Annotated in this window: 19 protein-coding genes and 1 pseudogene; 14 read left to right on the top strand and 6 right to left on the bottom strand. The window is 73.2% G+C overall.

What is annotated here, in order from left to right:
* Nucleotides 1-51: 51 nt before the first annotated feature.
* The 4 genes from ACFYTT_RS19410 (at nucleotide 52) to ACFYTT_RS19395 (ending at nucleotide 3,866) form a co-directional block, all read left to right on the top strand.
* A complete protein-coding gene (locus tag ACFYTT_RS19410) occupies nucleotides 52-831 on the top strand; it encodes a methyltransferase domain-containing protein (protein WP_176094886.1) in 780 nt (259 codons plus the stop codon).
* Nucleotides 828-2,054, top strand: a complete 1,227-nt coding sequence (locus ACFYTT_RS19405; RefSeq protein WP_387260852.1) for an alkaline phosphatase family protein — start codon at nucleotides 828-830, stop codon at nucleotides 2,052-2,054. The genes ACFYTT_RS19410 and ACFYTT_RS19405 overlap by 4 nt, the downstream gene beginning before the upstream one ends.
* Nucleotides 2,055-2,092: 38 nt before the next feature.
* A complete protein-coding gene (locus tag ACFYTT_RS19400) occupies nucleotides 2,093-3,352 on the top strand; it encodes a DNA polymerase IV (RefSeq protein ID WP_387260849.1) in 1,260 nt (419 codons plus the stop codon).
* A 115-nt stretch (nucleotides 3,353-3,467) separates the two neighbouring features.
* Nucleotides 3,468-3,866 carry a DUF3040 domain-containing protein gene (locus ACFYTT_RS19395; RefSeq protein ID WP_131056765.1) on the top strand — a complete coding sequence of 133 codons (399 nt, stop codon included), beginning with the start codon at nucleotides 3,468-3,470 and terminating at the stop codon, nucleotides 3,864-3,866.
* Nucleotides 3,867-4,155: 289 nt separating this feature from the next.
* On the opposite strand, the gene ACFYTT_RS19390 is transcribed toward ACFYTT_RS19395, so the two are convergent.
* Genes ACFYTT_RS19390 through ACFYTT_RS19380 form a run of 3 tightly spaced genes read right to left on the bottom strand, consistent with a single transcriptional unit; the run spans nucleotide 4,156 to nucleotide 8,999 of the window.
* A complete protein-coding gene (locus ACFYTT_RS19390; protein ID WP_387260845.1) occupies nucleotides 4,156-6,630 on the bottom strand; it encodes a DUF3488 and DUF4129 domain-containing transglutaminase family protein in 2,475 nt (824 codons plus the stop codon).
* 16 nt (nucleotides 6,631-6,646) lie between these two features.
* A complete protein-coding gene (locus ACFYTT_RS19385; protein WP_131055598.1) occupies nucleotides 6,647-7,945 on the bottom strand; it encodes a DUF58 domain-containing protein in 1,299 nt (432 codons plus the stop codon).
* A gap of 1 nt (nucleotide 7,946) precedes the next feature.
* Nucleotides 7,947-8,999, bottom strand: a complete 1,053-nt coding sequence (locus tag ACFYTT_RS19380) for a MoxR family ATPase (protein ID WP_176094881.1) — start codon at nucleotides 8,997-8,999, stop codon at nucleotides 7,947-7,949.
* Between the two features lie 376 nt (nucleotides 9,000-9,375).
* Between ACFYTT_RS19380 and mbhE the strand changes: the two genes are divergently transcribed.
* The 7 genes and pseudogenes from mbhE to leuS all read left to right on the top strand — a co-directional run bounded on the left by mbhE (nucleotide 9,376) and on the right by leuS (nucleotide 18,124).
* On the top strand, nucleotides 9,376-12,129 hold the full coding sequence (gene mbhE, locus ACFYTT_RS19375; protein ID WP_387260840.1) for a hydrogen gas-evolving membrane-bound hydrogenase subunit E: 2,754 nt from the start codon (nucleotides 9,376-9,378) through the stop codon (nucleotides 12,127-12,129).
* Nucleotides 12,126-12,431: pseudogene (locus ACFYTT_RS19370) on the top strand (sodium:proton antiporter); the annotation flags it as partial. The gene mbhE and the pseudogene ACFYTT_RS19370, both read left to right, overlap by 4 nt.
* 110 nt (nucleotides 12,432-12,541) lie before the next feature.
* Nucleotides 12,542-14,005: a proton-conducting transporter membrane subunit gene (locus tag ACFYTT_RS19365; protein WP_387260837.1), complete on the top strand. Its 1,464-nt coding sequence runs from the start codon at nucleotides 12,542-12,544 to the stop codon at nucleotides 14,003-14,005.
* A complete protein-coding gene (locus ACFYTT_RS19360; RefSeq protein ID WP_387260834.1) occupies nucleotides 14,002-14,457 on the top strand; it encodes a Na+/H+ antiporter subunit E in 456 nt (151 codons plus the stop codon). The genes ACFYTT_RS19365 and ACFYTT_RS19360 overlap by 4 nt, the downstream gene beginning before the upstream one ends.
* Nucleotides 14,454-14,711, top strand: coding sequence for a monovalent cation/H+ antiporter complex subunit F (locus ACFYTT_RS19355; RefSeq protein ID WP_131053919.1), 258 nt, complete (start codon nucleotides 14,454-14,456; stop codon nucleotides 14,709-14,711). Before ACFYTT_RS19360 ends, ACFYTT_RS19355 begins: the two co-directional genes overlap by 4 nt.
* Nucleotides 14,708-15,058, top strand: coding sequence for a monovalent cation/H(+) antiporter subunit G (gene mnhG, locus ACFYTT_RS19350; protein WP_131053918.1), 351 nt, complete (start codon nucleotides 14,708-14,710; stop codon nucleotides 15,056-15,058). The genes ACFYTT_RS19355 and mnhG overlap by 4 nt, the downstream gene beginning before the upstream one ends.
* A gap of 231 nt (nucleotides 15,059-15,289) precedes the next feature.
* Nucleotides 15,290-18,124, top strand: coding sequence for a leucine--tRNA ligase (leuS, locus tag ACFYTT_RS19345; protein ID WP_387260831.1), 2,835 nt, complete (start codon nucleotides 15,290-15,292; stop codon nucleotides 18,122-18,124).
* 459 nt (nucleotides 18,125-18,583) lie between these two features.
* On the opposite strand, the gene ACFYTT_RS19340 is transcribed toward leuS, so the two are convergent.
* The 3 genes from ACFYTT_RS19340 to ACFYTT_RS19330 are packed head-to-tail and all read right to left on the bottom strand — an operon-like array spanning nucleotide 18,584 to nucleotide 21,250.
* A complete protein-coding gene (locus ACFYTT_RS19340; RefSeq protein ID WP_176094877.1) occupies nucleotides 18,584-19,297 on the bottom strand; it encodes a TVP38/TMEM64 family protein in 714 nt (237 codons plus the stop codon).
* On the bottom strand, nucleotides 19,294-20,013 hold the full coding sequence (locus tag ACFYTT_RS19335) for a type 1 glutamine amidotransferase (RefSeq protein WP_131053915.1): 720 nt from the start codon (nucleotides 20,011-20,013) through the stop codon (nucleotides 19,294-19,296). Before ACFYTT_RS19335 ends, ACFYTT_RS19340 begins: the two co-directional genes overlap by 4 nt.
* Nucleotides 20,003-21,250, bottom strand: coding sequence for a MurT ligase domain-containing protein (locus ACFYTT_RS19330; protein WP_131053923.1), 1,248 nt, complete (start codon nucleotides 21,248-21,250; stop codon nucleotides 20,003-20,005). Before ACFYTT_RS19330 ends, ACFYTT_RS19335 begins: the two co-directional genes overlap by 11 nt.
* Nucleotides 21,251-21,604: 354 nt before the next feature.
* Here ACFYTT_RS19330 and mraZ point away from each other — a divergent pair, with 354 nt between their 5' ends.
* The 3 genes from mraZ to ACFYTT_RS19315 all read left to right on the top strand — a co-directional run bounded on the left by mraZ (nucleotide 21,605) and on the right by ACFYTT_RS19315 (nucleotide 23,922).
* Nucleotides 21,605-22,036 (top strand): division/cell wall cluster transcriptional repressor MraZ, encoded by a 432-nt coding sequence (mraZ, locus tag ACFYTT_RS19325; RefSeq protein ID WP_131053914.1) that lies wholly within the window; start codon nucleotides 21,605-21,607, stop codon nucleotides 22,034-22,036.
* A gap of 177 nt (nucleotides 22,037-22,213) precedes the next feature.
* A complete protein-coding gene (rsmH, locus tag ACFYTT_RS19320) occupies nucleotides 22,214-23,317 on the top strand; it encodes a 16S rRNA (cytosine(1402)-N(4))-methyltransferase RsmH (protein WP_131053913.1) in 1,104 nt (367 codons plus the stop codon).
* Nucleotides 23,314-23,922: a septum formation initiator family protein gene (locus tag ACFYTT_RS19315; RefSeq protein WP_131053912.1), complete on the top strand. Its 609-nt coding sequence runs from the start codon at nucleotides 23,314-23,316 to the stop codon at nucleotides 23,920-23,922. Before rsmH ends, ACFYTT_RS19315 begins: the two co-directional genes overlap by 4 nt.
* Nucleotides 23,923-23,924 lie beyond the last annotated feature (2 nt).

The raw sequence follows: 23,924 nt of genomic DNA, 5'->3' as shown, positions 1-23,924 counted from the left end.
CGCGTGTCCCGTCGTCGGCCCGCGCCGCCCCGACGGCGTGCCTCGCCGCACATGACCGGCCGGGCAGGCCCTAGGCTCGACCGGGTGGAACAGACCCCGAACCCGGCCGGGCCGCCGCTCACCCCCCGTACCGCCGTGGTCTGGTCGGTGCTCCGCGCCGAGTTGGACCGCCGACCCGCCGCCGAGCTGACCGTGCTCGACGTCGGCGGTGGCACCGGTGGCTTCGCCGTGCCGCTGGCCCGGGCCGGGCACCGGGTCACCGTGGTCGACGCCAGCCCCGACGCGCTGGCCGCGCTCAGCCGCCGGGCCGCCGAGGCCGGGGTGGCACAGCGGGTACGCGCCGTGCAGGGCGACGGTGACGCGCTCGCCGGACTGGTCGAGCCGGCCAGCGTGGACCTGGTGCTCTGCCACGCCGTCCTGGAGGTCGTCGACGATCCGGCGCCGGTGGTGGCCGCGCTGGCCGGGGCGCTGCGGCCGGGCGGTGCGGCCAGCGTGCTGGTCGCCGGGCGGGCGGCGGCGGTGCTCGGCCGGGCGATGAACGGCCACCTGGACGTGGCGACGACGCTCGCCGCCGACCCCGACGGCACCGCCGGTTCCCGGGACACGCTGCGGCGGCGTTTCGACGCCGACGGCGCCACCGCGCTGCTGGCCGCCGCCGGGCTCGCCGTCGAGGAGATCCACGGCGTACGCGTGCTCGCCGACCTGCTGCCCGCAGCCGTGGCGGACGGCCAGCCGGGCGCCCTGTTGGAGCTGGAACGGGCGCTGGCCGCCCGGCCGCCCTGGCGGGATCTGGCGGCGCAACTGCACCTGTTCGCCCGCCGTCCGGCATGACCGGCCCGGAGGGGGCGGCCGTGCGCCCCCCGGTGTTAGGAGGGGGCCCTTCCTATGCACCAGGCGTTAACAAGGTGCCCTTCCTTGCACCTGTCACGCCGGAGTACGGCGGGGGGAGCATCGCCGACGTGCTGCCCAGCGCGCTCGCGGTGCTCGGTGTGCCCGGTGCCGCCGACCTGCTCGACCTCGGTGCCGACCTCTCCGGCGTACGCCGGATCGCGGTGCTGCTGGTCGACGGGCTCGGGTGGTACCAGATCCCGACCGCCGCGCCGTACGCGCCGACCCTGGCCGGGTTGACCGCGGCGGCGGGTCGGCCGCTCACCTGCGGCTTCCCCTCCACCACCCCGGTAAGCCTGGTCACCCTGGGCACCGGGGCGGCACCCGGCGCGCACGGGGTGCTCGGGTTCACGCTGCGGGTGCCCGGCACCGAGCGGGTGCTCAACCACATCGAGTGGTCCGGCGACCCGTCGCCGCTGCGCTGGCAGCCGGTCGCCACCCAGTTGGAGCGGGCCCGGGCCGCCGGGGTGGCGGTGACCGTGGTCAGCCGGCCGGAGTTCGGCGGCAGTGGCCTGACGGTGGCCGCGAACCGGGGCGGCGACTACCGGGGCGCGGCCGGGGTCGACGCGGTGGCCACCACGATGCTGGCCGCGCTGACCGCCGGCCGAGGCCCCACCCTGGTCTCCGGGTACCACCCGGACGTGGACCGCGACGGGCACCTCAGCGGCGTCGACTCGGCACCCTGGCGGGCCTCGGTGGCCGAGGTGGACGGGATGCTGGCCCGGTTGGTCGACGGGTTGCCGCCGGACGGGGCGCTGCTGGTCACCGCCGACCACGGCCAGCTCGACGTGCCCGCCGCGCACCGGTTCGACCTGGACACCGACCCTCGGCTGACCGACGGGGTGCGGGTCGTCGCGGGCGAGCCCCGGGTGCGGTATCTGCACACCGCGCCCGGTGCCACCGCCGACGTGGTGGCGGCCTGGTCGGCTGTGCTCGGTGACGCCGCCCGGGTGCTGGTGCGCGACGAGGCGGTGGCCGCCGGCTGGTTCGGGCCGGTGCCCGAGGTGCACCTGGAGCGGGTCGGCGACGTGGTGGTGGTCTGCAACGACACGTACGCCGTGCTGGCCAGCCGGTCGGAGAGCCCGATGGTCTCCCGGCTGGTGGCCTTCCACGGCGCGGACACCGCGGCCGAGATGACGATTCCGCTGCTGGTGCTGCGGGGCTGACCGGACGTCCTGTCCCACCCCGGGGTTAACCTGCCGGGGTGGGACGCAGCCAGTCGTTGCCCCGGGGTGGCGATCCCCGGTTCGGGCCGGACGCCGACGACGCCGGCTGTTCGATCCTGCACGTCGACATGGACGCCTTCTTCGCCTCGGTGGAGGTGCGGCACCGACCGGAGTTGCGCGGCCGGGCCGTCGTGGTCGGCGGGGTCGGCGCACGCGGGGTGGTCAGTTCGGCCAGCTACGAGGCCCGGCGGTACGGCGTCCGCAGCGCGATGCCGACGATGCGGGCCCGGGCGCTCTGCCCGCACGCGGTGTTCCTGCCACCGGACTTCAGCCGCTACTCGGCCGCCTCGCGGGCGGTCATGCAGATCTTCCGGGACATCACGCCGCTGGTCGAGCCGCTCTCCCTGGACGAGGCGTTCCTGGACGTCGCGGGTGCCCGGCGACTGTTCGGGCCGCCGGCCGCGATCGCCCGCCGGATCCGCGAGCGGGTCGCCGCCGAGCAGGAGCTGACCTGTTCGGTGGGGGTGGCGTCGAGCAAGTACGTGGCCAAGCTCGGGTCGACCCGGGCCAAGCCGGACGGCCTGCTCGTGGTCCCGGCCGCCCAGGTCCTCGACTTCCTCCATCCGCTGCCGGTCGCCGCCCTCTGGGGAGTGGGGGAGCGGGCCGAGCAGAACCTCCTGCGGCTCGGGCTGCGCACGGTGGGCGACCTCGCCCAGGCCCCGCTGGGGATGGTGCGGACCGCCGTCGGCGCGGCGGCGGCCGGGCACCTGCACGAGTTGGCGTGGGGACGCGATCCGCGTCGGGTCAGCCCCGAGCACGCGGAGAAGTCGGTCGGCGCGGAGGTCACCTTCGACGTCGATGTCAATGATCCGACCGAGATCCGGCGCACCCTGTTGGCGCTCGCCGAGAAGGTCGGTGGCCGGTTGCGTGCCGGTGGGCTGGTGGGGCGCACCGTGTCGCTCAAGGTGCGGATGGCCGATTTCCGCACGGTGAGCCGGTCGCGCACCCTGGACGTGCCCACCGACGTGGCGCGGGAGATGTTCGACACGGCCTGGTCCCTCTACACCGCTCTGGCGCCTGGTGAGCGGATCCGCCTCGTCGGCGTACGCGCGGAGGGTCTGACCCCCGCGGACGAGACGCCCCGGCAGCTCGCGCTCGGTGCGCCCGAGCGGGGATGGCGCGAGGCGGAGGTCGCGGCGGACGCTGCGGCTGCCCGATTCGGGCGGTCCGTCATAGGACCGGCCAGTCTTCTCGGGGGGCGTGATCCCCGACGAAATGAAAATCCGACGCGGCCGTAGGTCGTCCCGCTTTCCGACGCGCGAGGGCCCTCGTAGACTTGCGGGTAAGCAGCCGGTTGGCTGCCACGGTCTGTCGGTCCGACCGGACCGACCAACGTGACCGGGGAGGAGTGCCGTGCCGCTCTCGGAGCACGAGCAGCGGCTGTTCGAGCAGATCGAGCGGTCGCTTGCCGAGGACCCCAAGTTCGCCTCGGCCGTGCGCGCCAGCGACCCGCGTTTCCACGCGCGGCGTCGCCTGCTCGTCGCTGCCGGCGTGATCGTCGCTGGCCTGGCGTTGTTGGTCTATGGCGCGGTGATCAAAACTCCGCCGTTGGCAGTGGCGGGATTCGTTGTCATGTTGGCCTCGGCGGCGTTCGCGGTGCAGTCGCACCGCCGGGCGCAGTCACCGGACCTGCACGTCGTCGGAGGCACGGCGAGTCGTCGCCGGTCCCGGGGACGGTCCGGTCGCCGGTCGGGGGGTTTCCTCGACCGGATGGAGGACCGGTGGCGTCAGCGCCCGGAGGGGCACCGCTGACCCGCTGTTCCTGACGGCGGGGCATTCGTCCCGGACCTGACCGGTCCGGGACGTAGCGGCGTGCGACGACGGATGTGTGCTCCGGGTGCCCTTCGGGCGCCCAGGGCGAATGCGGTGACGTGGCGCGCTCCGTGCTGCCCAGCGAGCGGCCGAGTGACGAGCACGACCCCCAGCAGGCGGCGAGCGACAGCAGACCACGACGGGCCGGGTACCGGTGGATGTCCACCGGCACCCGGCCCGTGTCGTCGTGCCCGGACCGTGCCCTGTCGTGCCCGGACCGGGTGGGCGGTCAGCGACTCGCGCGGTTCGCGATCAGCCGGCGCGGACTGAACCGCAGCAGCCGGTGGCGTACCTGACCGCCGGAGTTCACCAGCCGCGACGAGGTGTCCGCGACGGTGGTGCGCCAGCGTTGCAGCACCGACGGCGGCAACACGGTCGCCATCAGTCGGGTTCGCCGGTCGGCCCGCTCGGCCAGCGCACCGCGTACCGTGCGCAGGGCCGTGGGCAGCGGCTCCCCGGTCAGCGGGTCGCGCGCGTACCGGGCCCGCTCCTCGGCGCGACCGAGCAGACGGGCCGCCGTCCCCGCCCCGGTGTCCGGTGCGAGGGCCTCCCGGACCAGCCGGTCGGCGGTCGCCCGGGGGGTCTCCGTCCGGTCCACCCGGATCCGGTAGTCGACAAGCGTGTCGAGCAGTTCGTCCCAGGCGGCGTGCGCGTCCGCCCGTGCCCGGTCCGGGTCGGCGCCGACCGACACCGCCGGTCGGTGCTCTCCGGTGGCGGTCGCCTTCGTCGCGTCGACCGTCCGGATCACCGGTGCCGGCCGACCTCGGCGGTGGCGTAGCGCGAGCCGGCGCAGCGCCGGCACGGCGAGCAGCGCCAGCAGGGCGAGTACGCCCACGGCGAGCAGCCACGGCCAGCGCGGCGCCTGCTGGGTGGGCGCGCCCGGGGCGGCACCGACGGCCGGGTCGTCGCCCTCCTGGAACTGGTCCGGTCCGGCGTCCGGTCCGGCTGACGGGTCATCCGCGTCGGGCGCCTCCGTGGCGTCGGTCTGCGGGGTGTTGTCCTCCGGGGCGTCGACGTCCGGCGCCCACGCGGAACGGGCCGAGCCCGGCACGCCGTAGGTCGGGGTGGCGTCGAAGGGCACCCACCCGATCTGGTCGAAGTACACCTCGGTCCAGGCGTGCAGGTTCCGGTTGGTCAGGGTGAGGGTGTCGGCGGTACGCCGGCTGCCGTTGGTGAACCCGAAGGCCACCCGGGCGGGGATGCCGGCGTCGCGGACCATCCAGGCCAGCGCCGCCGCGTACTGCTGGCAGTAGCCGGCCTTGTTCTCCAGGAAGTCGAGGATCTCCTGCCCGCTGGTGCCCTGTTCGGTGCTGAGCTGGTAGGTGAAGCCGTTCTCCTCGGAGAAGTAGTCGTAGATCGCGCGCACCTTGTCGTACTCGGTGCGCTTGCCCCGGATCAGGTCGGCGACCAGGGTCCGCACCTCGGGCACGTCGGGGGTGACGGTCTGCTGGACCCGGCGGGGGTCGTCGGCGGACAGCGCCCGGGCCGCGCGCAGGGCCTGCGGCGTGTACGTCGAACGGACGTAGTCGAACGAGTACGACTTCTCCCGGGAGTTCTCCCGGTTCGAGAAGACCACCTGCAGGTCCTGGTCGTAGAACCAGTTCCGGTTCAGGTCGGTGAAGTCGACCGGCTCGGCGTACACCGGCATCAGCGGCATGGCCAGGGCCCGGGTCACCTCGACGGTGGCCCGGTGCCGGGTCCGCTCGACCCCCCGTACCTGCTGCTCCGACGGGTCGGGCAGCTCACCGGTGACCCGGCTGCCGTTCGGTCCGCGTACCCGGAAGCCGTCGCCGCGCAGCTCGTCGGCGACGCCGAAGCGCAGATAGAACGGCTCCTCCTCGGTGGTGGTCACGGTGACCAGGTCGGTGGTCTCGGACTGGTTCAGCGTGCCGCTGAGCGCGGCGAACAGGTCGACGCGGCCGGGCGCGCCGCCGAAGCCCTGCCCGCCCAGACCGCTGCCGACGCCGGAGTTCAGGTTGTTCATCAGGCCGGAGGTCATGCCCGGTACGGCCAGCGGCACCAGGACGGCCAGCGCCAGGCCCACCACGGCCAGCCGCCGTCCGGCGGCGGCCAGCGGGGACGCCTCCCAGACGTCGACGTCGCGGCCGTCCCCGGTGAACCGCCGGCCGAACCGCCGGACCCGGTCGACGTTGTCGGTGACCAGCAGCCAGAGGAAGCCGGCGGCCCCGACGGCGAACGGCAGCGGCGGCACGCTGTCCACGTAGACCGCCACCGGCACCGAGTAGATGGCCAGCATCGGCAGGCCGGCCAGGGCGGGCCGGCGCAGCCCGACGCAGAGCACGTCGACCAGGACCGCGACGCCGCCGACGCCGAGCACGGTGATGAACAGCAGCGGGTCGGTGTCCGGCACCTTCACGCCGTGCGAGCGCATGTCGTCGACCGAGGTGCTGAGCAACTCGGCGAAGTGCCCGAAGGTGGCCGGCGTGGGCAGCACCGCGAGCAGTTCCTCGCCGCTGGGGAAGAGCCAGGTCAGGGCCAGGGTGAGGCCGGCGACCATGGCCAGGATCTGGGCCCACAGCGGGGTCCGGCCGAGCCGGGACAGGGCCGCCGCGGCGGCCACCGCGGCCACCGCGATGACCGACTGCACCAGCCAGGTCCACTGTTCGAAGATGGCCGACAGGGGCGCGGCGGCGAGCAGGGTCGCGGCGGCGGCCACCAGACCCAGGTTCCGATGGGCGATCATGAGAGGGACCTTCCGTTCATCGCACGCCGCCGGCCACCGTCTCGGCCATCGCGGCCCGCAGGGCGAAACCCTGCGAGCCCCGGCCGGCCTGCGGCCAGAGCGCCGGCAACCGGCCGCCGTGGTCGACGCCGATCACCCGCCAGCCGGACTGCATCAGGGCCAGCGCGGCGGTGTCGTGTGCCTGGTCGGCCTCGGTCCGGGCCTGCGCCGGCAGGTTCAGCCAGGCAGAGCTGTCCAGCAGGAAGCAGACGCAGGTGGCGCCGTTGGCCCGCAGCCCGGACAGCACCTCCGCCTCGGCGGTGCTCAGCGACCCGAAGACGCCGATGATCAGACCGCCGTCGGAGCGCTGCCGGACGTGTTGCACCAGGGCGGTGATCTCGACGCGTTCGTCCAGCCGCACCTCCGCGAGCTGGTCGAGGAGCAGACCGTCACCGGCGCCCTCGGTCGCGTTCACGTCCGCGCCGGAGCCGGTGACCAGCCGCAGCTTGTAACCGGCCTGACGCAGGTGCACGGCGATGCTGGCGGCGGCCGAGACGGCCCACTCGAAACTGGCCGTCGGGCCGTCGCCCTGGTGGCCGTACGCCCGGGTGTCCAGCAGGACCGTCGCGCGGCTCTCCCAGGGCTGTTCCTCCCGGCGCACCATCAGCTCCCCGGTGCGCGCGGTCGACTTCCAGTGCACCCGGCGCAGGTCGTCGCCGCGCCGGTACTCGCGGGTCGCCGCGTCGTCCTCGCCGTGCACCGCCACCGAGCGGGCCCGGCTCTCGCCGCTGCCGGCGTACTCACCGGGCAGCCGCACCGCCGGCAGCGGCACCACCTGCGGCACCACGGTCAGCGAGTCGGTGCCCGGGAAGGCCCGGCTCAGTTCGCACAGACCGAACGGGTCGGTCATCCGGACCACCAGCGGCCCCACCTCGTACCGGCCGCGCACGTCCGCCCGCACGGTGTACGCCACCGAGCTGGCCTGGTGCGCGCCGAGCCGTTCCAGCACCACCCGGGGCCGGCTGCCGAGCGCGTACGGCAGTCGGTCCTCCAGCAGCAGGGTTCCGGTGGGCAACCGGGACAGGTTCTGCAACCGCAGCACCATCCGGGCGGTGGCGCCGACCGGCACCCGGTGCGGGTCCAGCGAGCGGTGACAGGCGAGCTTGTAACGGCTGCGGCCGACGTAGAGCGCGGCGAGCAGCGGGAGGACGGCCAGCAGCACGGCCACTCGCAGCAGGTCCTTCTCGCCGAGGATGCCGGCGGAGACGGCGGCCGCCAGCGCGGCCGCCAGGAAGGAGCGACCGCGGGTGGTCAGGCCGCGTAAGCCGTCACGCACGTCACGGCCTCCGGGGTTCGAACGGGGCGCGACCGTTGCCGGCCGGCGGGCGGCTGTCGTACGGCGAACGCTGGCGGTCGTGCGGCAGCGGCAGCCGGTGCACCAGGTCCGCCACGATCGCGTCGGTGGTACGCCGGGCGAGCTGGGCGTCGGCGGTGGGGATGAGCCGGTGCGCCAGGACCGGTACGGCGAGTACCTGGAGATCGTCGGGGAGGACGTAGTCGCGCCCGTCGAGGGCGGCCACCGCGCGGGCGGTGCGCAGCAGTTGCAGGGTGCATCGCGGGGACGCGCCGAGCCGCAGTTCGGGTGCCTCGCGGGTGGCGGTGACCAGGTCGATCGCGTACTGCTTGACCGCGTCGGCGACGTGCACCTGCCGGACGTGACCGATCAGCCGGCGCACGGTGTCGGCGTCGGAGACCGGGCGCAGTGCCGGCAGCGGGTCCACCGCGCCGTGGGCGTCGAGCATCGCCAGCTCGGCACTGGGGTCGGGGTAGCCCATCGCGATCCGGGCGGTGAAGCGGTCCCGCTGCGCCTCCGGCAGGGGGTACGTGCCCTCCATCTCGATCGGGTTCTGGGTGGCGATCACCATGAACGGGGTCTGCAACTGGTACGTCACCCCGTCGACGGTGACCTGCCGTTCCTCCATGCACTCCAGCAGCGCGGACTGGGTCTTCGGCGAGGCCCGGTTGATCTCGTCGCCGACGACCAGGTTGGCGAAGACGGCACCCGGCCGGAACTCGAAGTCGTGCGTCTCCTGGTTGTAGACGCTGACGCCGGTGACGTCGCTGGGCAGCAGGTCGGGGGTGAACTGGATGCGGCGGACGGAGCAGTCGATGGAGCGCGCGAGGGCCTTGGCCAGCTTGGTCTTGCCGACGCCGGGCACATCCTCGATGAGCAGATGCCCTTCGGCGAGCAGGACGGCCAGAGCAAGCCGCACGGTGGCGGTCTTGCCCTCGATGACCTGTTCGATGTTGGCCACGATGGCGTCGCTCGCTGCGCGGAACTCGTCGTGCGGCAGCAATCCGCCAACTTCGTCCCAGGTCTGTTGAGTCACGGGCCTCCTCCTCGTCGCCGTCACGGCAGCTCTGTACGGAGCACCTGGACCCGCCGTTGGGTTCGCGACGTGCGAGCCTCGTCTGCCGCAACAATCTCACTGGCCTCTCAGGCTAACCATGTTTCTCGCCAACGCCGACTGGCGCAGGTGTTTGGGTGCTTACTGACTGATTTGTGGTTCACGCAGCGCATGTCGTCGGTTCTGCCGGGTAAGCGGCGCCGGACGCCCCGACACCTGACCGAGGAGGGACATGCGCGACCGGACGCAGACCCCGTGGGGCCGCCCCGGCCCGGGGGCGTCCGGCGACCGTGCCACCGGGCGTTGACATGGCGACGGCACCGGCATCCGAGGTGCTCCCGGCCGGGCGGGCGGCGTCGTGATCCTCGCCGTGGCGCTCGCCTGGCAGCTCGGGCTGGCGGCCTGCGTACCGCTGCTGACCCGGCGCCTCGGGCGGAACGCCGGCTACCCACTGGCCGTCGGCTACCTGGTCGCGGCCGGTCTGCTGCTCACCCGGCTGCCGACGATCCTGGACGACCGGTACGTCACCCTCGGCTGGCGGTGGCTGCCCGGCCTCGGAGTCGACGCCGCGTTGCGGATGGACGCGCTCGGTCTGGTCTTCGCGCTGCTGGCGCTCGGCGTCGGCGCGCTGATCATGGCCTACTGCCCCCGCTACCTCAGCGTCGACGACGACGGGCAGGAGCGGGTGTACGTCACCATGACCCTCTTCGCCGCCGCGATGCTGGGCCTGGTGCTCGCCGACGACCTGCTGGTCCTCTTCGTCTTCTGGGAGCTGACCTCCATCCTCTCGTTCGTCCTGATCGGACAGGGCGGACGTCCGGCGGCCACCGGCCCGGCCGTGCAGGCGCTGCTGGTCACCGTGGCCGGCGGGCTCGCCCTGCTGACCGCGATCGTGCTGCTGGCGGTGCAGACCGGCACCACCAGCCTGGAGACGATCGTCGCCGAGCCGGAGCGGCTGCGCGGCGGCACCGCCTGGGCGGCCGGGGCCCTGATCGTGCTCGCCGCGATCACCAAGTCGGCCCAGTTGCCGTTCCACTTCTGGCTGCCCGGCGCGATGGTGGCGATCACCCCGGTGAGCGCGTACCTGCACGCGGCGACGATGGTCAAGGCCGGCATCTACCTGCTGATGCGCTTCTCCGCCGTGTTCGGCGGCACGGTGGTGTGGGACGTCACACTGATGTCGGTCGGGCTGCTCACCGCGATCGTCGGCGCGCTGCTGGCGCTGCGGCAGTACGACCTCAAGGCGCTGCTGGCCTACTCGACCGTCAGCCAGCTCGGGCTGCTGGTCGGCGTGATCGGCGTGGGCACCCCGGCGGCCGACGCGGCGGCGATCCTGTACACCGTCGCGCACGCGTTGTTCAAGGCGACGCTGTTCATGCTGGTCGGCATCATCGACCACCAGGCGGGCAGCCGGGACGTCCGGGAGCTGTCCGGCCTGCACCGGGTGATGCCGGTGACGGTCTGGCTCACCGTGCTGGCCGCGATGTCGATGGCGGGGTTACCGCCCACCATCGGGTTCGTCGGCAAGGAGGCGATCTTCGAGGCATTCGGCGATGCGCACGGCGTCGGCCGGCTGGGCTGGGTCGCCGCCGGGCTCGGTGTCCTCGCCTCCGTGCTCACCTTCGCGTACGCGGCCCGCCTGGTGCACGGGATGGTCGAGGGGCCGACCCGGCAGCGGCGACTGCGCGAACCCTCCTGGGCGTTCCTCGCCCCGGCGGCGGTCGCCGCGGTGACGGCGACCGTGCTCGGTCCGGCGGTGTCGGTGCTGAGTCCACTGGTGGAACGCGCCGCCGACGCGGCCCGGCCGGAGGGCACACCGCCGTACCTGGCGTTCTGGCACGGCTTCACGCCCGCACTGGGCCTCAGCGCCGCCACCGTGCTGCTGGGCACGCTGATGTTCCTCGGCCGGGTCCGGGTGGACCGGCTGCTGCGGGCCGTACCCACCACACCGCCCTTCGCCGAGCTGGTCGAACGCGGCCGGCGACGGTTGCTCCGGGTCGGCGCGCTGGTGGCCCGCCCGGCGCACGCCACCGGCCCGGCGCCTTTCCTGGTCCGCCCGCTGCTGGCGGTGGTGGTGCTGGCGGCGGGCGCCGCGTTGCTGGCCGACGTCGCGCCCCTGCCGCACGTCGACCCGGCCCGCCCCGGCGACTGGCTGCTGGTCGGCCTGCTCGTCACGACGCTCGCCGGTCTGCTGGCGGCGCGGTCCGCGCTGGCCGCGATCGGGCTGACCGGGGTGGTGGGTCTGCTGCTGTCGGCCTGGTTCCTGACGGTCGGCGCGCCGGACGTGGCACTGACCCTGATGTTGGTCGAGGTGCTGACCGCGGTCGTCGTGATGCTGGCCCTGCGCCAGCAGCCGGACCGGCTGGCCCCGGTCGGGCGGCGCTGGTCGGTGACCGCCGCCGCCGCGCTCGCGGTGGTGACCGGTGTCGCCGCGGCGGCCGGCACCGCCGTGCTGACCGGCCGGGGCGAACCGTCCGGTCCGGGACGGTGGTACCTCGACCGGGCGGAGGGGTTGACCGGCGGCGCGAACGTGGTCAACACCATCCTGGTCGACTTCCGCGCCCTGGACACCCTGGGCGAGGCGGTGGTGCTCGCGGTGGTGGCCCTCGGGCTGGTCCGGCTCGGTGCTGACCGCCCGGCCCGGCCCGACGTCGGCGACCCGGCCGACGACGACGTGGTGCTCGCGTTCGCCTACCGGATGCTGGCACCGGTGATGCTGGTCGTCTCGGCGCTGCTGTTCCTACGCGGGCACGAGGCCACCGGCGGCGGATTCATCGGGGCGTTGCTGGCCGGTACGGCGGTCGGGCTCGGGCAACTGGCCCATCCCGGCGGGGCGCCCCTGCTGGGCCGGGTGCCGGCGGTGCCGCTGGTGGCCGCCGGGTTGCTGATCGCCGTCGGCGCCGGGGCGGCCCCGCTGGCCGTCGGCGAACCCCTGCTCACCCCGCTCGGCCTGAGCACGCCCGACCCGCTGCCGACGCTCTCCACCGCGCTGGTGTTCGACCTCGGCGTCTACCTGATGGTCCTGGCGTTGGTGGTGGCCGCCGTCCGGCGGCTCGGGCTGCCGTCGGGTGCCCCGCCCGCCGCCGCCCCACCCGTCGGCGCCGCCCGATGAGCGCCGCCGTGCTCGTCGGCACGCTGGTCGCCGCCGGGGTGTTCCTGCTGGTCCGGCCCGGACACCTGCGCGTGGTACTGGGTTTCGTCCTGCTCGGCCACGCGGTCAACGTGGTGCTGCTGGCCGCCGGCGGGCTCGGCCGCCGCACGGCGCCGGTCCGTGAGGTGGGCCCGGACACGGCGGACCCGCTGCCGCAGGCGTTCGTGCTGACCGCGATCGTGATCACCTTCGGGGTCACCGTGCACCTGCTCGGCCTGCTGCGTCGGGGCTCCGCGGACCCGGACGCCGACGCCGACGGCCCCGGCGGCGTCACCGACCCGGACGGCCCGGGCGAGACCGACGCCGACGAGCGTGCCGGGGACGGCGACCCCGAGAGTGGTCCGGCACCGACCGGACCGGACGGGGTACGGCGGTGACCCTGCTGCTCCTGTTCCCCGTCGCCGGGCCCCTGCTGGTGGCCGGTGGGCTGCTCGCCCTGCCGGGGCGGCTCCGGACGCACCGGGTCGCCGCACTGGTCATCACCGTCGCCGTGCTGTCGGCGGGCGTGGCGCTGCTGGTGACCACCACCGTCGCCGGGGACATCCCGGTGCTGAGGGTCGGCGGCTGGCCGCCACCGGTGGCCATCAGCCTCGCCGCCGACGCGTTCGGCGCCCTGCTGGTCACCGTGTCGGCGGTGGTGGTGCTCGGCTGTCTGGTGTCGGCCGTGGGCTCCGGCGACGACCGCCGCCCGTACTTCCTGCCGCTGGTGCTGGTGCTCTCGGCCGGGGCGTACGGTGCGTTCCTCACCACCGACCTGTTCAACCTGTTCGTGCTGATCGAGGTCATGCTGGTGCCCTCGTACGTGCTGTTGAGCCTCGCCGGGGGCATCGGGCGCGGCGGTGCGGGCCGGGTGTACGTGTCGACGAACCTGCTCGGCTCCACCCTGCTGCTGGGCGGAGTCGCGCTGGTCTACGGCACCACCGGAGCGGTCGGACTGGGAGACCTCGCCGGGGCGGCCCGCGACGAGCCGGCCGTGGCGGTGGCCGGCGGCGTGGTGCTGCTCGCCCTGGGCGTCAAGAGCGCGCTGGTCCCGGTGCACGACTGGCTGCCCCGCACCTATCCGGTGGCCTCGCCGGTGGTGGTGGCGCTCTTCTCCGGCCTGCTGACCAAGGTGGGTCTCTACGCCGTCATCCGGATCTACGCGGTGGTGTACGGCGGCGACCCGGCGTACCACTGGCTGCTCGGCGTGGTGGCGCTGCTGTCGATGGCGGTCGGCGTGCTCGGCGCGGTCGGCGAGGGCTCGATGCGCCGGATCCTCGTCTTCCACATGGTCAGCCAGATCGGCTACGTGCTGCTCGGCGTGGCGCTGTTCACCGCCGCGAGCCTGGCCGCGGCGGTGTACTACCTGGCCCAGTACGTGCTGGTGAAGGCGGCGCTGCTGCTCTGCGCGGCGGCGGTACGCGCCGGCCGGGGCACCGACCGGCTGGACGGCACCGGTGGCCTCGCCGTGCAGCGCCCCGCGTTGGCCCTGGCCTTCGCCGGTGCGGCGCTGTCGCTGGCCGGCCTGCCGCCGTTCTCCGGCTTCCTGGCGAAGTTCCTGTTGCTGCGGGCCGCCGCCGAGGTCGACGCGTGGTGGGCGATGACGGTGGCGGTGCTGGTCAGCCTGGTCACCCTGCTCTCCATGCTGAAGATCTGGAGCGCGTTGTTCACCGGTGAGCCGGCCACCGACGCGGTCACCGGCCGGATCGGGCGGTCGCTGGTCGCCCCGCCGCTGGCCCTGGCCGTGCTCTCGCTGGTCGCGGGGCTGGCCGCGCAGCCGCTGCTGACGGTGGCGGAGACGGCGGCGGACGGACTCCGCGACCCGGCCGGCTACGTGCGGGCGGTGACCGGGCGATGAGCGCGACACCGGCGCTGGCCCGCCGGACGGTGGTACGCCTGGGCCGGATCCTGCGGTTCACCGGCTACTTCGCGGTCCGGCTGGTGCAGGCGAACCTGGCCGTGGCGTGGGAGATCCTCACGCCGGGGTCGCGACTGGAACCGGCGGTGGTGCGGGTGCCGCTACGGGCCGGCACCGACGTCGAGGTCGCCGCGGTGGCCCTGGCGGTCAGCCTGACCCCGGGCACGCTGACCCTGGCGATCCGGCGGGAGCCCGCGACCCTCTGGGTGCACGGCGTGTACGCCGCCGACCCGGTCGCGTTCCGCCGCGAGGTCACCGAACTGGAGTGGCGGGTGCTCGCCGCGATCCGCCCGGCCACGCACCCGGCCGGCGGCGGCCGACCCGACGACGGCTCCTCCGACGACGGTGGTCCGTCCGACAACGACCCGCCCGAGACGTGGAGGTCGCGATGATCCTGCTGGACGTGGTGCTGGTGGTGCTGGCGTGCGCGATGGCGGTGGTGATCGGCCGGCTGGTACGCGGACCGACCGACGCCGACCGGGCCGCCGCGCTGGACCTGGGCTTCTTCGTCTTCCTGGCCGCCCTGGCGGTGCTCGCCGCCCGGCTGGACGCGCCGGACCTGCTGGACCTGGTGCTCACCGGGACGCTGGTGAGTTTCCTGGCCACGGTGGCGATGGCCCGGCTGGTGCACCGGGGGCAGCGGTGATCCGCACGGCACTGGCCTGGGCGCTGCTGCTGCTCGGCACCGTCCTGATCTCGATCAGCGCGGTGGGCCTGGTCCGCCTGCCCGACGTCTACCACCGGATGAACGCGGTCGCCAAGGCGGCCAGCCTCGGCCTCAGTTGTGTGCTGTTCGGCGTGCTGCTGCTGATCCCGAGCGTGCGTACCGCCGTGGTGGTGCTGGTGGCGGTCGGCCTGCAACTGTTCACCGCCCCGGTGGGTGGCTACGCGCTGGCCCGCGCGGCGTACCGGGCCGGTGCGCCGCTGGCCCCGATCACCCGCTACGACGAGCTCGACGGCCGGGTCGGCGACGGTCGCCCCGACACCGGCTGACGGGGTACTGGGCGGCGGTGCCCGAGGGGTCGCGGTACACTGCCGGTCATGGCCGGAGTCTTCCTGCTTCTTACCGAGCCGTGCTGATGCGCTGACGGCGCGACAGCACGGCGGCCCCTCCTGTGCGAGGGGCTTTTTCGTGCCCGCCGGGGCCCGGGGCGGGCCGCCGAGCACGGACACGAGACCAGCCAGCACGGAGAAGACCCCGCCGGTCGACGCGAGGAGAAGGCCATGACCGAGGCAGCCGCCAACGACACCCCACCGTTCCGGTACACCGCCGTGCTGGCCGACGAGATCGAACGCCGCTGGCAGGATCACTGGGAACGCGAGGGCAGCTTCCACGCGCCGAACCCGTCCGGCCCGCTGGCCGACCCGGCCCACCCGCGCTCCGGCGCCGAGAAGCTGTACGTGCTGGACATGTTCCCGTACCCGTCCGGCGCGGGACTGCACGTCGGGCACCCGCTGGGCTACATCGGCACCGACTGTTACGCCCGCTACCAGCGGATGGCCGGGCGCAACGTGCTGCACGCGATGGGCTTCGACGCGTTCGGCCTGCCCGCCGAGCAGTACGCGGTGCAGACCGGCACGCACCCCCGGACGACCACCGAGGCGAACATCGAGCGGTACCGGGAGCAGCTGCGGCGGCTGGGACTGGCCCACGACCAGCGGCGCTCGGTGGCCACCATCGACACCGACTTCTACCGCTGGACCCAGTGGATCTTCCTGCAGATCTTCAACTCCTGGTACGACCGCCAGGCCGGTCGGGCCCGCCCGATCAGCGAGCTGATCGCCGAGTTCGCCGGCGGTACCCGGCGTACCCCGGACGGCCGCCCGTGGGCCGAGCTGTCGTCCGCCGAGCGTCGCGCGATCGTCGACGACCACCGCCTGGCGTACGTGTCGCAGGCGCCGGTGAACTGGTGCCCCGGGCTGGGCACGGTGCTGGCCAACGAGGAGGTCACCGCCGACGGTCGCTCCGAGCGCGGCAACTTCCCGGTCTTCAAGCGCAACCTGAAGCAGTGGATGATGCGGATCACCGCGTACGGTGACCGGCTGCTGGACGACCTGGACAAGCTGGACTGGCCGGAGCCGATCAAGCTCATGCAGCGCAACTGGATCGGCCGATCCACCGGTGCGCACATCGACTTCCCGACCCCCACCGCGCCGATCCGGGTGTTCACGACCCGGCCGGACACCGTCTTCGGGGCCACCTACATGGTGCTGGCACCCGAGCACGAGCTGGTCGACGCGCTGGTGCCGGCGGCCTGGCCGGAGGGGACCCGGGATGCGTGGACCGGTGGGCACACCGATCCCCGGGCAGCCGTCGAGGCGTACCGCAAGGCGGCGGCGGCCAAGACCGACGTCGAGCGGCAGGCCGACACCAAGGAGAAGACCGGCGTCTTCATCGGCGCGTACGCCGTCAACCCGGTCACCGGTGGGCAGGTGCCGATCTTCATCGCCGACTACGTGCTGGCCGGCTACGGCACCGGCGCGATCATGGCGGTACCCGCGCAGGACGAACGGGACTGGGAGTTCGCCGATCTCTTCGAGCTGCCGATCGTGCGTACCGTGCAGCCGCCGGAGGGCTTCGACGGCACCGCGTACACCGGGGAGGGGCCGGCGATCAACAGCGCCGCGCCCGACCGCGACCTGGACCTGAACGGACTGGGGGTGGCCGACGCCAAGGCCCGCATCATCGCCTGGCTGGAGTCCACCGGCGCCGGTCGGGGCGCGGTGACCTACCGGCTGCGGGACTGGCTGTTCAGCCGGCAGCGGTACTGGGGCGAGCCGTTCCCGATCGTCTACGACGCCGACGGTGCCGCGATCGCGCTGCCGGAGGAGATGCTGCCGGTCGAACTGCCCGAGGTGGACGACTTCTCGCCGCGCACCTTCGACGCCGACGACGCCGACAGCGACCCGGAGACGCCGCTGTCGCGCCGCCGCGACTGGGTCGAGGTCGAGCTGGACCTGGGTGACGGGCCGAAGCGGTACACCCGGGAGACCAACGTGATGCCGCAGTGGGCCGGCTCCTGTTGGTACGAGCTGCGTTACCTGGACCCGACCAACGAGGGACGGTTCGTCGACGCGGAGAACGAGCGGTACTGGATGGGGCCGCGCGGCGAGGGCGACTGCGGTGGCGTGGACCTGTACGTCGGCGGCGCCGAGCACGCCGTGCTGCACCTGCTGTACGCCCGGTTCTGGCACAAGGTGCTGTTCGACCTGGGGCACGTGTCGTCGTTCGAGCCGTTCCGCAAGCTGTTCAACCAGGGCTACATCCAGGCGTACGCGTACACCGACGCCCGGGGCGCCTACGTCCCGGCCGAAGAGGTCGTCGAGCGCGACGGCGACTGGTTCCTGGGCGACGTCCAGGTCAACCGCGAGTACGGCAAGATGGGCAAGTCCCTGAAGAACGTGGTCACCCCGGACGAGATGTGCGCCGCGTACGGCGCCGACACGTTCCGGGTCTACGAGATGTCGATGGGGCCGCTGGAGGTGTCCCGCCCGTGGGAGACCCGGGCGGTGGTCGGCTCGTACCGGTTCCTGCAGCGGGTCTGGCGGGCGGTCGTCGACGAGCAGACCGGCGAGTCGCGGGTCACCGACGAACCGGCCGACCAACAGACCCGCCAGTTGCTGCACCGGGTGATCGACGGCGTCCGGGGCGACATGGAGGGCATCCGGTTCAACACCGCGATCGCCAAGCTGATCGAGCTGACCAACGCGGTGACCAAGCTGGCGACGACCCCGCGCGAGGTGGCCGAACCGCTGGTGCTGATGGTGGCGCCGCTGGCCCCGCACATCGCCGAGGAACTGTGGCGGCGGCTGGGTCACCAGACCTCCCTGACGTACGCGGACTTCCCGGTCGCCGACCCGGCGCTGCTGGTCGCCGAGACCGTCACCTACCCGGTGCAGGTCAACGGCAAGGTCCGGGGCCGGGTCGAGGTGCCGGCCGACGCCGCCGAGGACGACGTGCGTTCCGCCGCGCTGGCAGCGGTGGCGGGGGTGCTGGCCGGCAAGGAACCGCGCAAGGTCATCGTGATCCCCGGCCGGATGGTGTCCGTCGTCGCCTGACGCTGTTGGCGAGCTGTCGGTGTAGGTGAGCTGTTGTTGGTGAAAGGAAGGGTCCCCTGCTAACGCCTCGTGCATAGCAGGGGACCCTTTCTAACGTTCGAACGCCGTGCTCGGTGCGGCGGCCGAGCCCTCCAGTGCACGGTATGCGGGCGCGCGTGCGGTGCGAGCCGGCGCTGCGGCGGGCACCCGTGGGGCCACGTGGGCGGGAAGAAGACGTGCCGCACGCTCCGGCGCTACGAAGGCGGCGTCTTCGAGTTCCCGGGGTGCGGCGACTCGTCGCAAGGTCGTGCTCGATCCGGGATCGAGTGGTCTCGTGCTGACACCGAGGCCACTCGATCCAGGATCGAGCGTGATCATGGAGCGCGATGCGGCGAGAGCGGGGGCGCGGCACGATCGCGCTTGCCGAGTTGTTAGCAGGGGTCCCCTGCTATACGCGAGGCGTTAGCAGGGGACCCCTCCTTACATCTGGGTGGTGCGGCGTCGGCGTTCGGCGAGCCACCAGCGGGTGAGCAGCACCGCGCTGGCGATGAAGCCGAGCGCGGCGGGGGTGGCGGCGAGCCAGTTGACCTCGCCGGGACTGGTGACGGCGGCACCGACGGCGGCGTAGCCGAACGCCGACGGGGCGGAGGCGATCACGCTGCCGACGAGGAACGGCAGGATTCGCGCGCCGGTGGTGCCGTAGCCGTAGCTGACCAGGCCGTAGCCGGAGATCGGCAGCAGCCGCACGGTGATCACCCCGAGCACGCTCTGCCGGGTGAACCAGCGATCCAGTCGGGCCAACCGGCCCCGGACGCGCTCGGCGACGAACTCCCGCCCGAGCACCCGGCCGACGGTGAAGCCGATCGCCGCCGCCAGCAGGGCGGCCCCCAGCGCGTACGCGGCACCCTCCAGGGCGCCGAAGAGCGCGCCCGCGGCGAGCGTGATGAACGTACGGGGGACCAGTGCCACCAGCAGCAGCGCGCCGCCGAGGACTCCGGCGACCGGGGCGAGACCGCCCAGTCGGTCGCCGAACTGCGGCAGCGCCGTGGGGTCGGGGTGGGGGACCAGGATCAGGGTCACCCCGAACCCGGCGATCAGGAGTAGCAGTAGGCCGAACCGGACGACCGACGGTGTGGTGGCGACCGGCTGCACCGATCGCCAGTACCGTGCGAGCCGCCGGACGGCCGGGGTCATGCCCGGGCGGCGGCCACCGCGGCCCGACGTTCGGCCCGCAGCCGGTCGGCCCAGGTGTCGTCGAGCGGCGGAAGCTGCTGTGCGCCGGTGGCCCAGCGCAGCAGCAGGTCGGCCAGGGCCGGGTTGCGGGCCAGCGCCGGACCGTGGGAATACGTGCCGAGCAGCTTGCCGCGCCACGCGCCCTCGGTGGCGCCGTCGTTGCCGATCCCGGCGGTGACCCGGGCCAGCGGGGAGACCTCGGCACCGAGACGGGTACGGCCGCCGTGGTTCTCGAAGCCGGTCAGCGGAGGCAGACCCAGCCGGGCGTCGATGTCACCGGCCAGTTCGCCGACGGCCCGGGTCTCGCCCCGGTCGGAGGAGAGGTCGAGCAGTTCCAGGCCGCGGTACTGGGTGCCCTTGGCGAAGAACGACGTGCCGAGCAGTTGGTATCCGGCGCAGACGCCGAACACCACCGAGCCCTGGGCGACCGCCCGGTGCAGGCCGCCGTCGGTGAGCAGCCGCTGGGCGCCGAGCGCCTGCGGGCCGTCCTCGCCGCCGCCGATGAGGTAGATGTCGGCGGTGGTGGGCATCGGCTGGTCGGAGCGGACCTCCAGCACCTCGATCGGGAAGCCGCGCTGCTGTGCCCGCCGGGCCAGGATCAGCATGTTGCCCCGGTCGCCGTAGGTGGAGAGCAGGTCGGGGTAGATCCAGACGATGCGCAGGGTCTCAGTTGACACGGTCCAACTCCGCTCGGATGTCCTGGAAGGCGGTGTAGTTCGCGATGACCTCCAGCCGCCCTGGCGGCACCGCCCGGATGGCGTCGTCGAACGTGCGGACGTGCTGGAACGGCACGCCGTTGACGTCCAGCCGGACCGCCAGGTCGTACGCGCGGTCGCCGGTGATGAGCACCTGACGTCCGCGTAGCGGGGCGAAGTCGACGTCGAAGAGCCAGGAGGTGTCCAACCCGTCGGGGTCGCGGGCGTTGATGGAGAGCAGGGTCGCGGTGTGCTCGGCCATGTCGAACGCCTCCAGCCAACTGGCCGGGTTCTTCGCCAGCAGCAGCCGGACCAGCCGACCGTCCCGCTCGACCTGGGCGTACCGTCCGGCGACCGAGGTGACGTCGCCGAGGCGGGGGACCGCGTCGAACGGGCGTACGCCGAACTCGGCGGCCAGGGCCAGCGCGGTGGCCGCGTTACCGATGTTGACCTTGCCGGGGAGCTGGAGCTTCACCTTGTACCAGGCGCCGGTGGGGTCGAGGACACCCTCGTCGTCGACCGTCCACTGCGGCTGCGGGCGGCGCAGCGGGCATCCGCTGCACCACCACTGCTCACCGGAGCGCTGGATGGTCGAGCCGCACTCGGGGCAGACCCACGAGTCGTCGTGCCACCGCTGCCCGGCGGAGAACCAGGTGACGTGCGGTGGGGTGATCCGCTGGTCGTGGGCGGCCGGCGGGGTGGCCGCCCAGACCACCATCGGGTCGTCGGCGTTGGCCACGATGCGGATGTCCGGGTGGCGGACCAGGGCCGCGCGCCAGAGCTGCGCCATCATGGCGACCTCCTTGGCCCGGTCGAGCTGGTCGCGGGAGAGGTTGAGCAGCGCCACGACGTGCGGCTCGGTCGCCTCGATCACCTGCGCCAGGTAGTGCTCGTCGACCTCCAGCACCGCGTACGGGGTGCTGCCCGCCTTGGCCAGGGCCGAGGTGTGCCCGGTGGGCATGTTGGCGCCGAAGGAGTTGGTGGCGACCCGGCCGAGCACGCCGACGGCGGCGGCGGCCAGCCGGGTGGTGGTGGTCTTGCCGTTGGTACCGGAGACCAGTGCGATGGCCCGTCCGGCGGAGAGGTGCGCCAGCAGGTCCGGGTCGATCTTCAGGCCGATCCAGCCACCGATCACCGAGCCGTCGCCACGGCCCGCAGCCCGCGAGAGGGCTGCGGCGGTCCGTGACACGGAGCTGGCCACCTTCGCCCGTAGGGGCATCTTCGCGTCCGTCACGCGAGCGAGGTTACCGGACCAGACCACCCCTCAGATCGCCGCCGACGGTGTTCCGTTCTGTCCACTTCGTCGGTGAGCGGGGCGGTGGGCGTCCGGACCGGCCCGAGTGGATCTATGTCGGATAGCGGACCACGTCCGCCGCCCCGCCGCCCTCCACTCCGCTCCACCCCGGCTGACGTGCGGTTTTGTGGCGCGCGGCGACGCGCCGCGCGGTCGATTCTGGTTGCGGGTGGAGGGAAGTGGAGTAGAGTGGGGCGCATTGGTGGGGCCGGGAGGGGCCCACCGGCCCGGGGGGTCAACGGCGCGCGAACGCCGTTAAAGGGCGAGGGGGTTGGGCCGATGTTTCTCGGCACCCACACTCCGCGCCTGGACGACAAAGGCCGGTTGATCCTTCCGGCGAAGTTCCGGGATGAGCTGGCGGGGGGTGTCGTGATCACCAAAGGGCAGGAGCGCTGCCTCTACGTCTTTCCGACGCCTGAGTTCCAGCACATCGCGGAGCAGTTGCGCGCGCAGCCGATGACGCACAAGGCGGCCCGGGCCTACAGCCGTGTCTTCTTCGCCAGCGCGCACGACGAGATACCCGACAAGCAGGGCCGGGTGACCATCCCGGCACACCTGCGCAGCTACGCGGGGCTCGACCGGGACCTGGTGGTCATCGGCGCGAGCACCCGGGTGGAGATCTGGGACAAGGTCGCCTGGGAGACCTACCTCGCCGAGAGCGAAGACGACTTCGCCGACATCGAGGAGGGGGTGCTGCCAGGCGGTCTGTAGGGCGTGGCGACGCCCGACGTACTGCGAGATCTCCAGCCGCTTTCGAGTTCCTGGCATCCCTTCCCCGGTGCCAGGCGCACGAGTCGAGAGCGGATGGGGATCTGGCGGTACGACGGCACGGCGTCGTCCGACGAGCAGGACGCGACAACGAGACCGGTTCAACCAGTGGGGGGCGACATGGGGGAGCTACGCGGCACGCATGTGCCGGTGCTGCTTGAGCGGTGTCTCGAGCTGCTCGCCCCCGCGCTGGGTCGAGGCGGCCGCACGGTCCACGTCGACGCGACGCTCGGTCTGGCCGGGCACGCCGAGGCGGTGTTGCAGGCACATCCGGAGACGATCCTGGTGGGCCTGGACCGGGACACCGAGGCACTCGCACACGCTCGGGTACGGCTGGCCCGGTTCGCCGATCGCGTCCACCTGGAACACGCGGTCTACGACGAGTTGCCCGAGGTGCTGGACCGGTTGGGCTACCCGTCCGTGGACGGTGTGCTCTTCGACCTCGGTGTCTCCTCACTGCAACTCGACGCGCCCGACCGCGGGTTCGCGTACGCACAGGACGCGCCGCTGGACATGCGGATGGACCAGACCCGGGGGGTGACCGCCGAGGAGGTGGTCAACACCTACCCCCACCCGGACCTGGCCCGGGTGCTGCGGGTGTACGGCGAGGAGAAGTTCGCCGGCCGGATCGCCTCGGCGATCATCCGGGAACGGGACCGGGGCCGGATCACCTCGTCGGCGCGTCTGGCCGAGTTGGTGCGGGAGTCGATCCCGGCGCCGGCCCGGCGAACCGGGGGACACCCGGCAAAGAGAACGTTTCAGGCTTTACGGATCGAGGTAAACAGAGAACTGGCAGTGCTGGAGACGGCGCTGCCGGCCGCTCTGGACACACTTTCCGTCGGCGGTCGCATGGTGGTCCTGTCCTACCACTCGTTGGAGGACAGGCTCACCAAACAGGCGCTCGCCGGCCGGGTCCGCAGTACGGGCCCGGTCGACCTCCCGGTCGAACTGCCCGGGTCGGAGCCGACGTTCCGGCTGCTCAGCCGGGGCGCGGAGCTGCCCGGGGAGAGGGAGGTCGCCGCCAACCCGCGAGCCGCATCGGTGCGGCTACGGGCGGCGGAACGGATCGACCCGCAGGCCCGGCACCAGGGGCGTACCGACCGCGAACGGTACCGGCGCCGGGTCAAGGCGATGCACCAACCGGGGACGGGGTCGGCCGCGGAAACCGGAGGGGGACCGCGGCGGACGCCGGGGGACACGGACGAAGAGGGGGAGGGAATATGAATGTGAGCAAGCGTCGGGACGTCGCCGGCGTCGGGCAGCGCACACCGCGGTCGGGGGGCCGGATCGCGGCGGAGCGGACCCGAGTAGCCGGAAACGACACCCGGCGGCAGGACCGGGTGAGCCGGCTGGACGACACTCGCGCCCGGGGGGCGCGCGAGTTTCCCGTCCAGGGCAGCGCCGCACTGCGTCCGGTGGAACGGGCCGACACCGGCAAGCCGGAGAGGGCCGAGTCGCCGCGGCTGCGGGTCGCCCCGCCGCCGCCGGTGCGGGTGCCCCGGGCACCGTTCGCGGCGCTCGTGGTGGTGCTCGTCGTCGGTGGAGTGCTCGGCATCCTGGCCGTCAACACGAAGATCAACGAGAATGCGTTCCGGCTCGACGAACTCCAGCAGCAGCAGGCCAAGCTCGACGTGGAGCAGCAGCAGCTGAAGAAGCAGATCGCCGAGTCGGAGTCGCCGGGCAACCTGGAGGCCCAGGCCCGCCGTCTGGGGCTGGTCGAGTCGGGCGAGCTGGCGTACATCCGGCTGCCGGACGGCAAGATGATCGGCGTGCCGCAGCCGGCCAGCGGGCAGGTGTCGATCACCAGCCAGCAGGGCTCGGAGGGGTAGGC

The organism is Micromonospora sp. NPDC003816, from assembly GCF_042874705.1.
Classification (GTDB): Bacteria; Actinomycetota; Actinomycetes; order Mycobacteriales; family Micromonosporaceae; genus Micromonospora.
The sequence above is the reverse complement of the archived record's forward strand: the minus strand, read 5'-3'. Positions and strand labels throughout refer to the sequence as shown.

Bases quoted from the DNA above. Each gene is read 5' to 3' on its own strand.
- ACFYTT_RS19410 (WP_176094886.1), top strand. From the start codon at position 52: ATGACCGGCCGGGCAGGCCCTAGGCTCGACCGGGTGGAACAGACCCCG.
- ACFYTT_RS19405 (WP_387260852.1), top strand. From the start codon at position 828: ATGACCGGCCCGGAGGGGGCGGCCGTGCGCCCCCCGGTGTTAGGAGGG.
- ACFYTT_RS19390 (WP_387260845.1), bottom strand. From the start codon at position 6,630: ATGATCGCCCATCGGAACCTGGGTCTGGTGGCCGCCGCCGCGACCCTG.
- ACFYTT_RS19360 (WP_387260834.1), top strand. From the start codon at position 14,002: ATGAGCGCGACACCGGCGCTGGCCCGCCGGACGGTGGTACGCCTGGGC.
- ACFYTT_RS19355 (WP_131053919.1), top strand. From the start codon at position 14,454: ATGATCCTGCTGGACGTGGTGCTGGTGGTGCTGGCGTGCGCGATGGCG.
- leuS (WP_387260831.1), top strand. From the start codon at position 15,290: ATGACCGAGGCAGCCGCCAACGACACCCCACCGTTCCGGTACACCGCC.
- ACFYTT_RS19340 (WP_176094877.1), bottom strand. From the start codon at position 19,297: ATGACCCCGGCCGTCCGGCGGCTCGCACGGTACTGGCGATCGGTGCAG.
- ACFYTT_RS19330 (WP_131053923.1), bottom strand. From the start codon at position 21,250: ATGCCCCTACGGGCGAAGGTGGCCAGCTCCGTGTCACGGACCGCCGCA.
- mraZ (WP_131053914.1), top strand. From the start codon at position 21,605: ATGTTTCTCGGCACCCACACTCCGCGCCTGGACGACAAAGGCCGGTTG.
- rsmH (WP_131053913.1), top strand. From the start codon at position 22,214: ATGGGGGAGCTACGCGGCACGCATGTGCCGGTGCTGCTTGAGCGGTGT.
- ACFYTT_RS19315 (WP_131053912.1), top strand. From the start codon at position 23,314: ATGAATGTGAGCAAGCGTCGGGACGTCGCCGGCGTCGGGCAGCGCACA.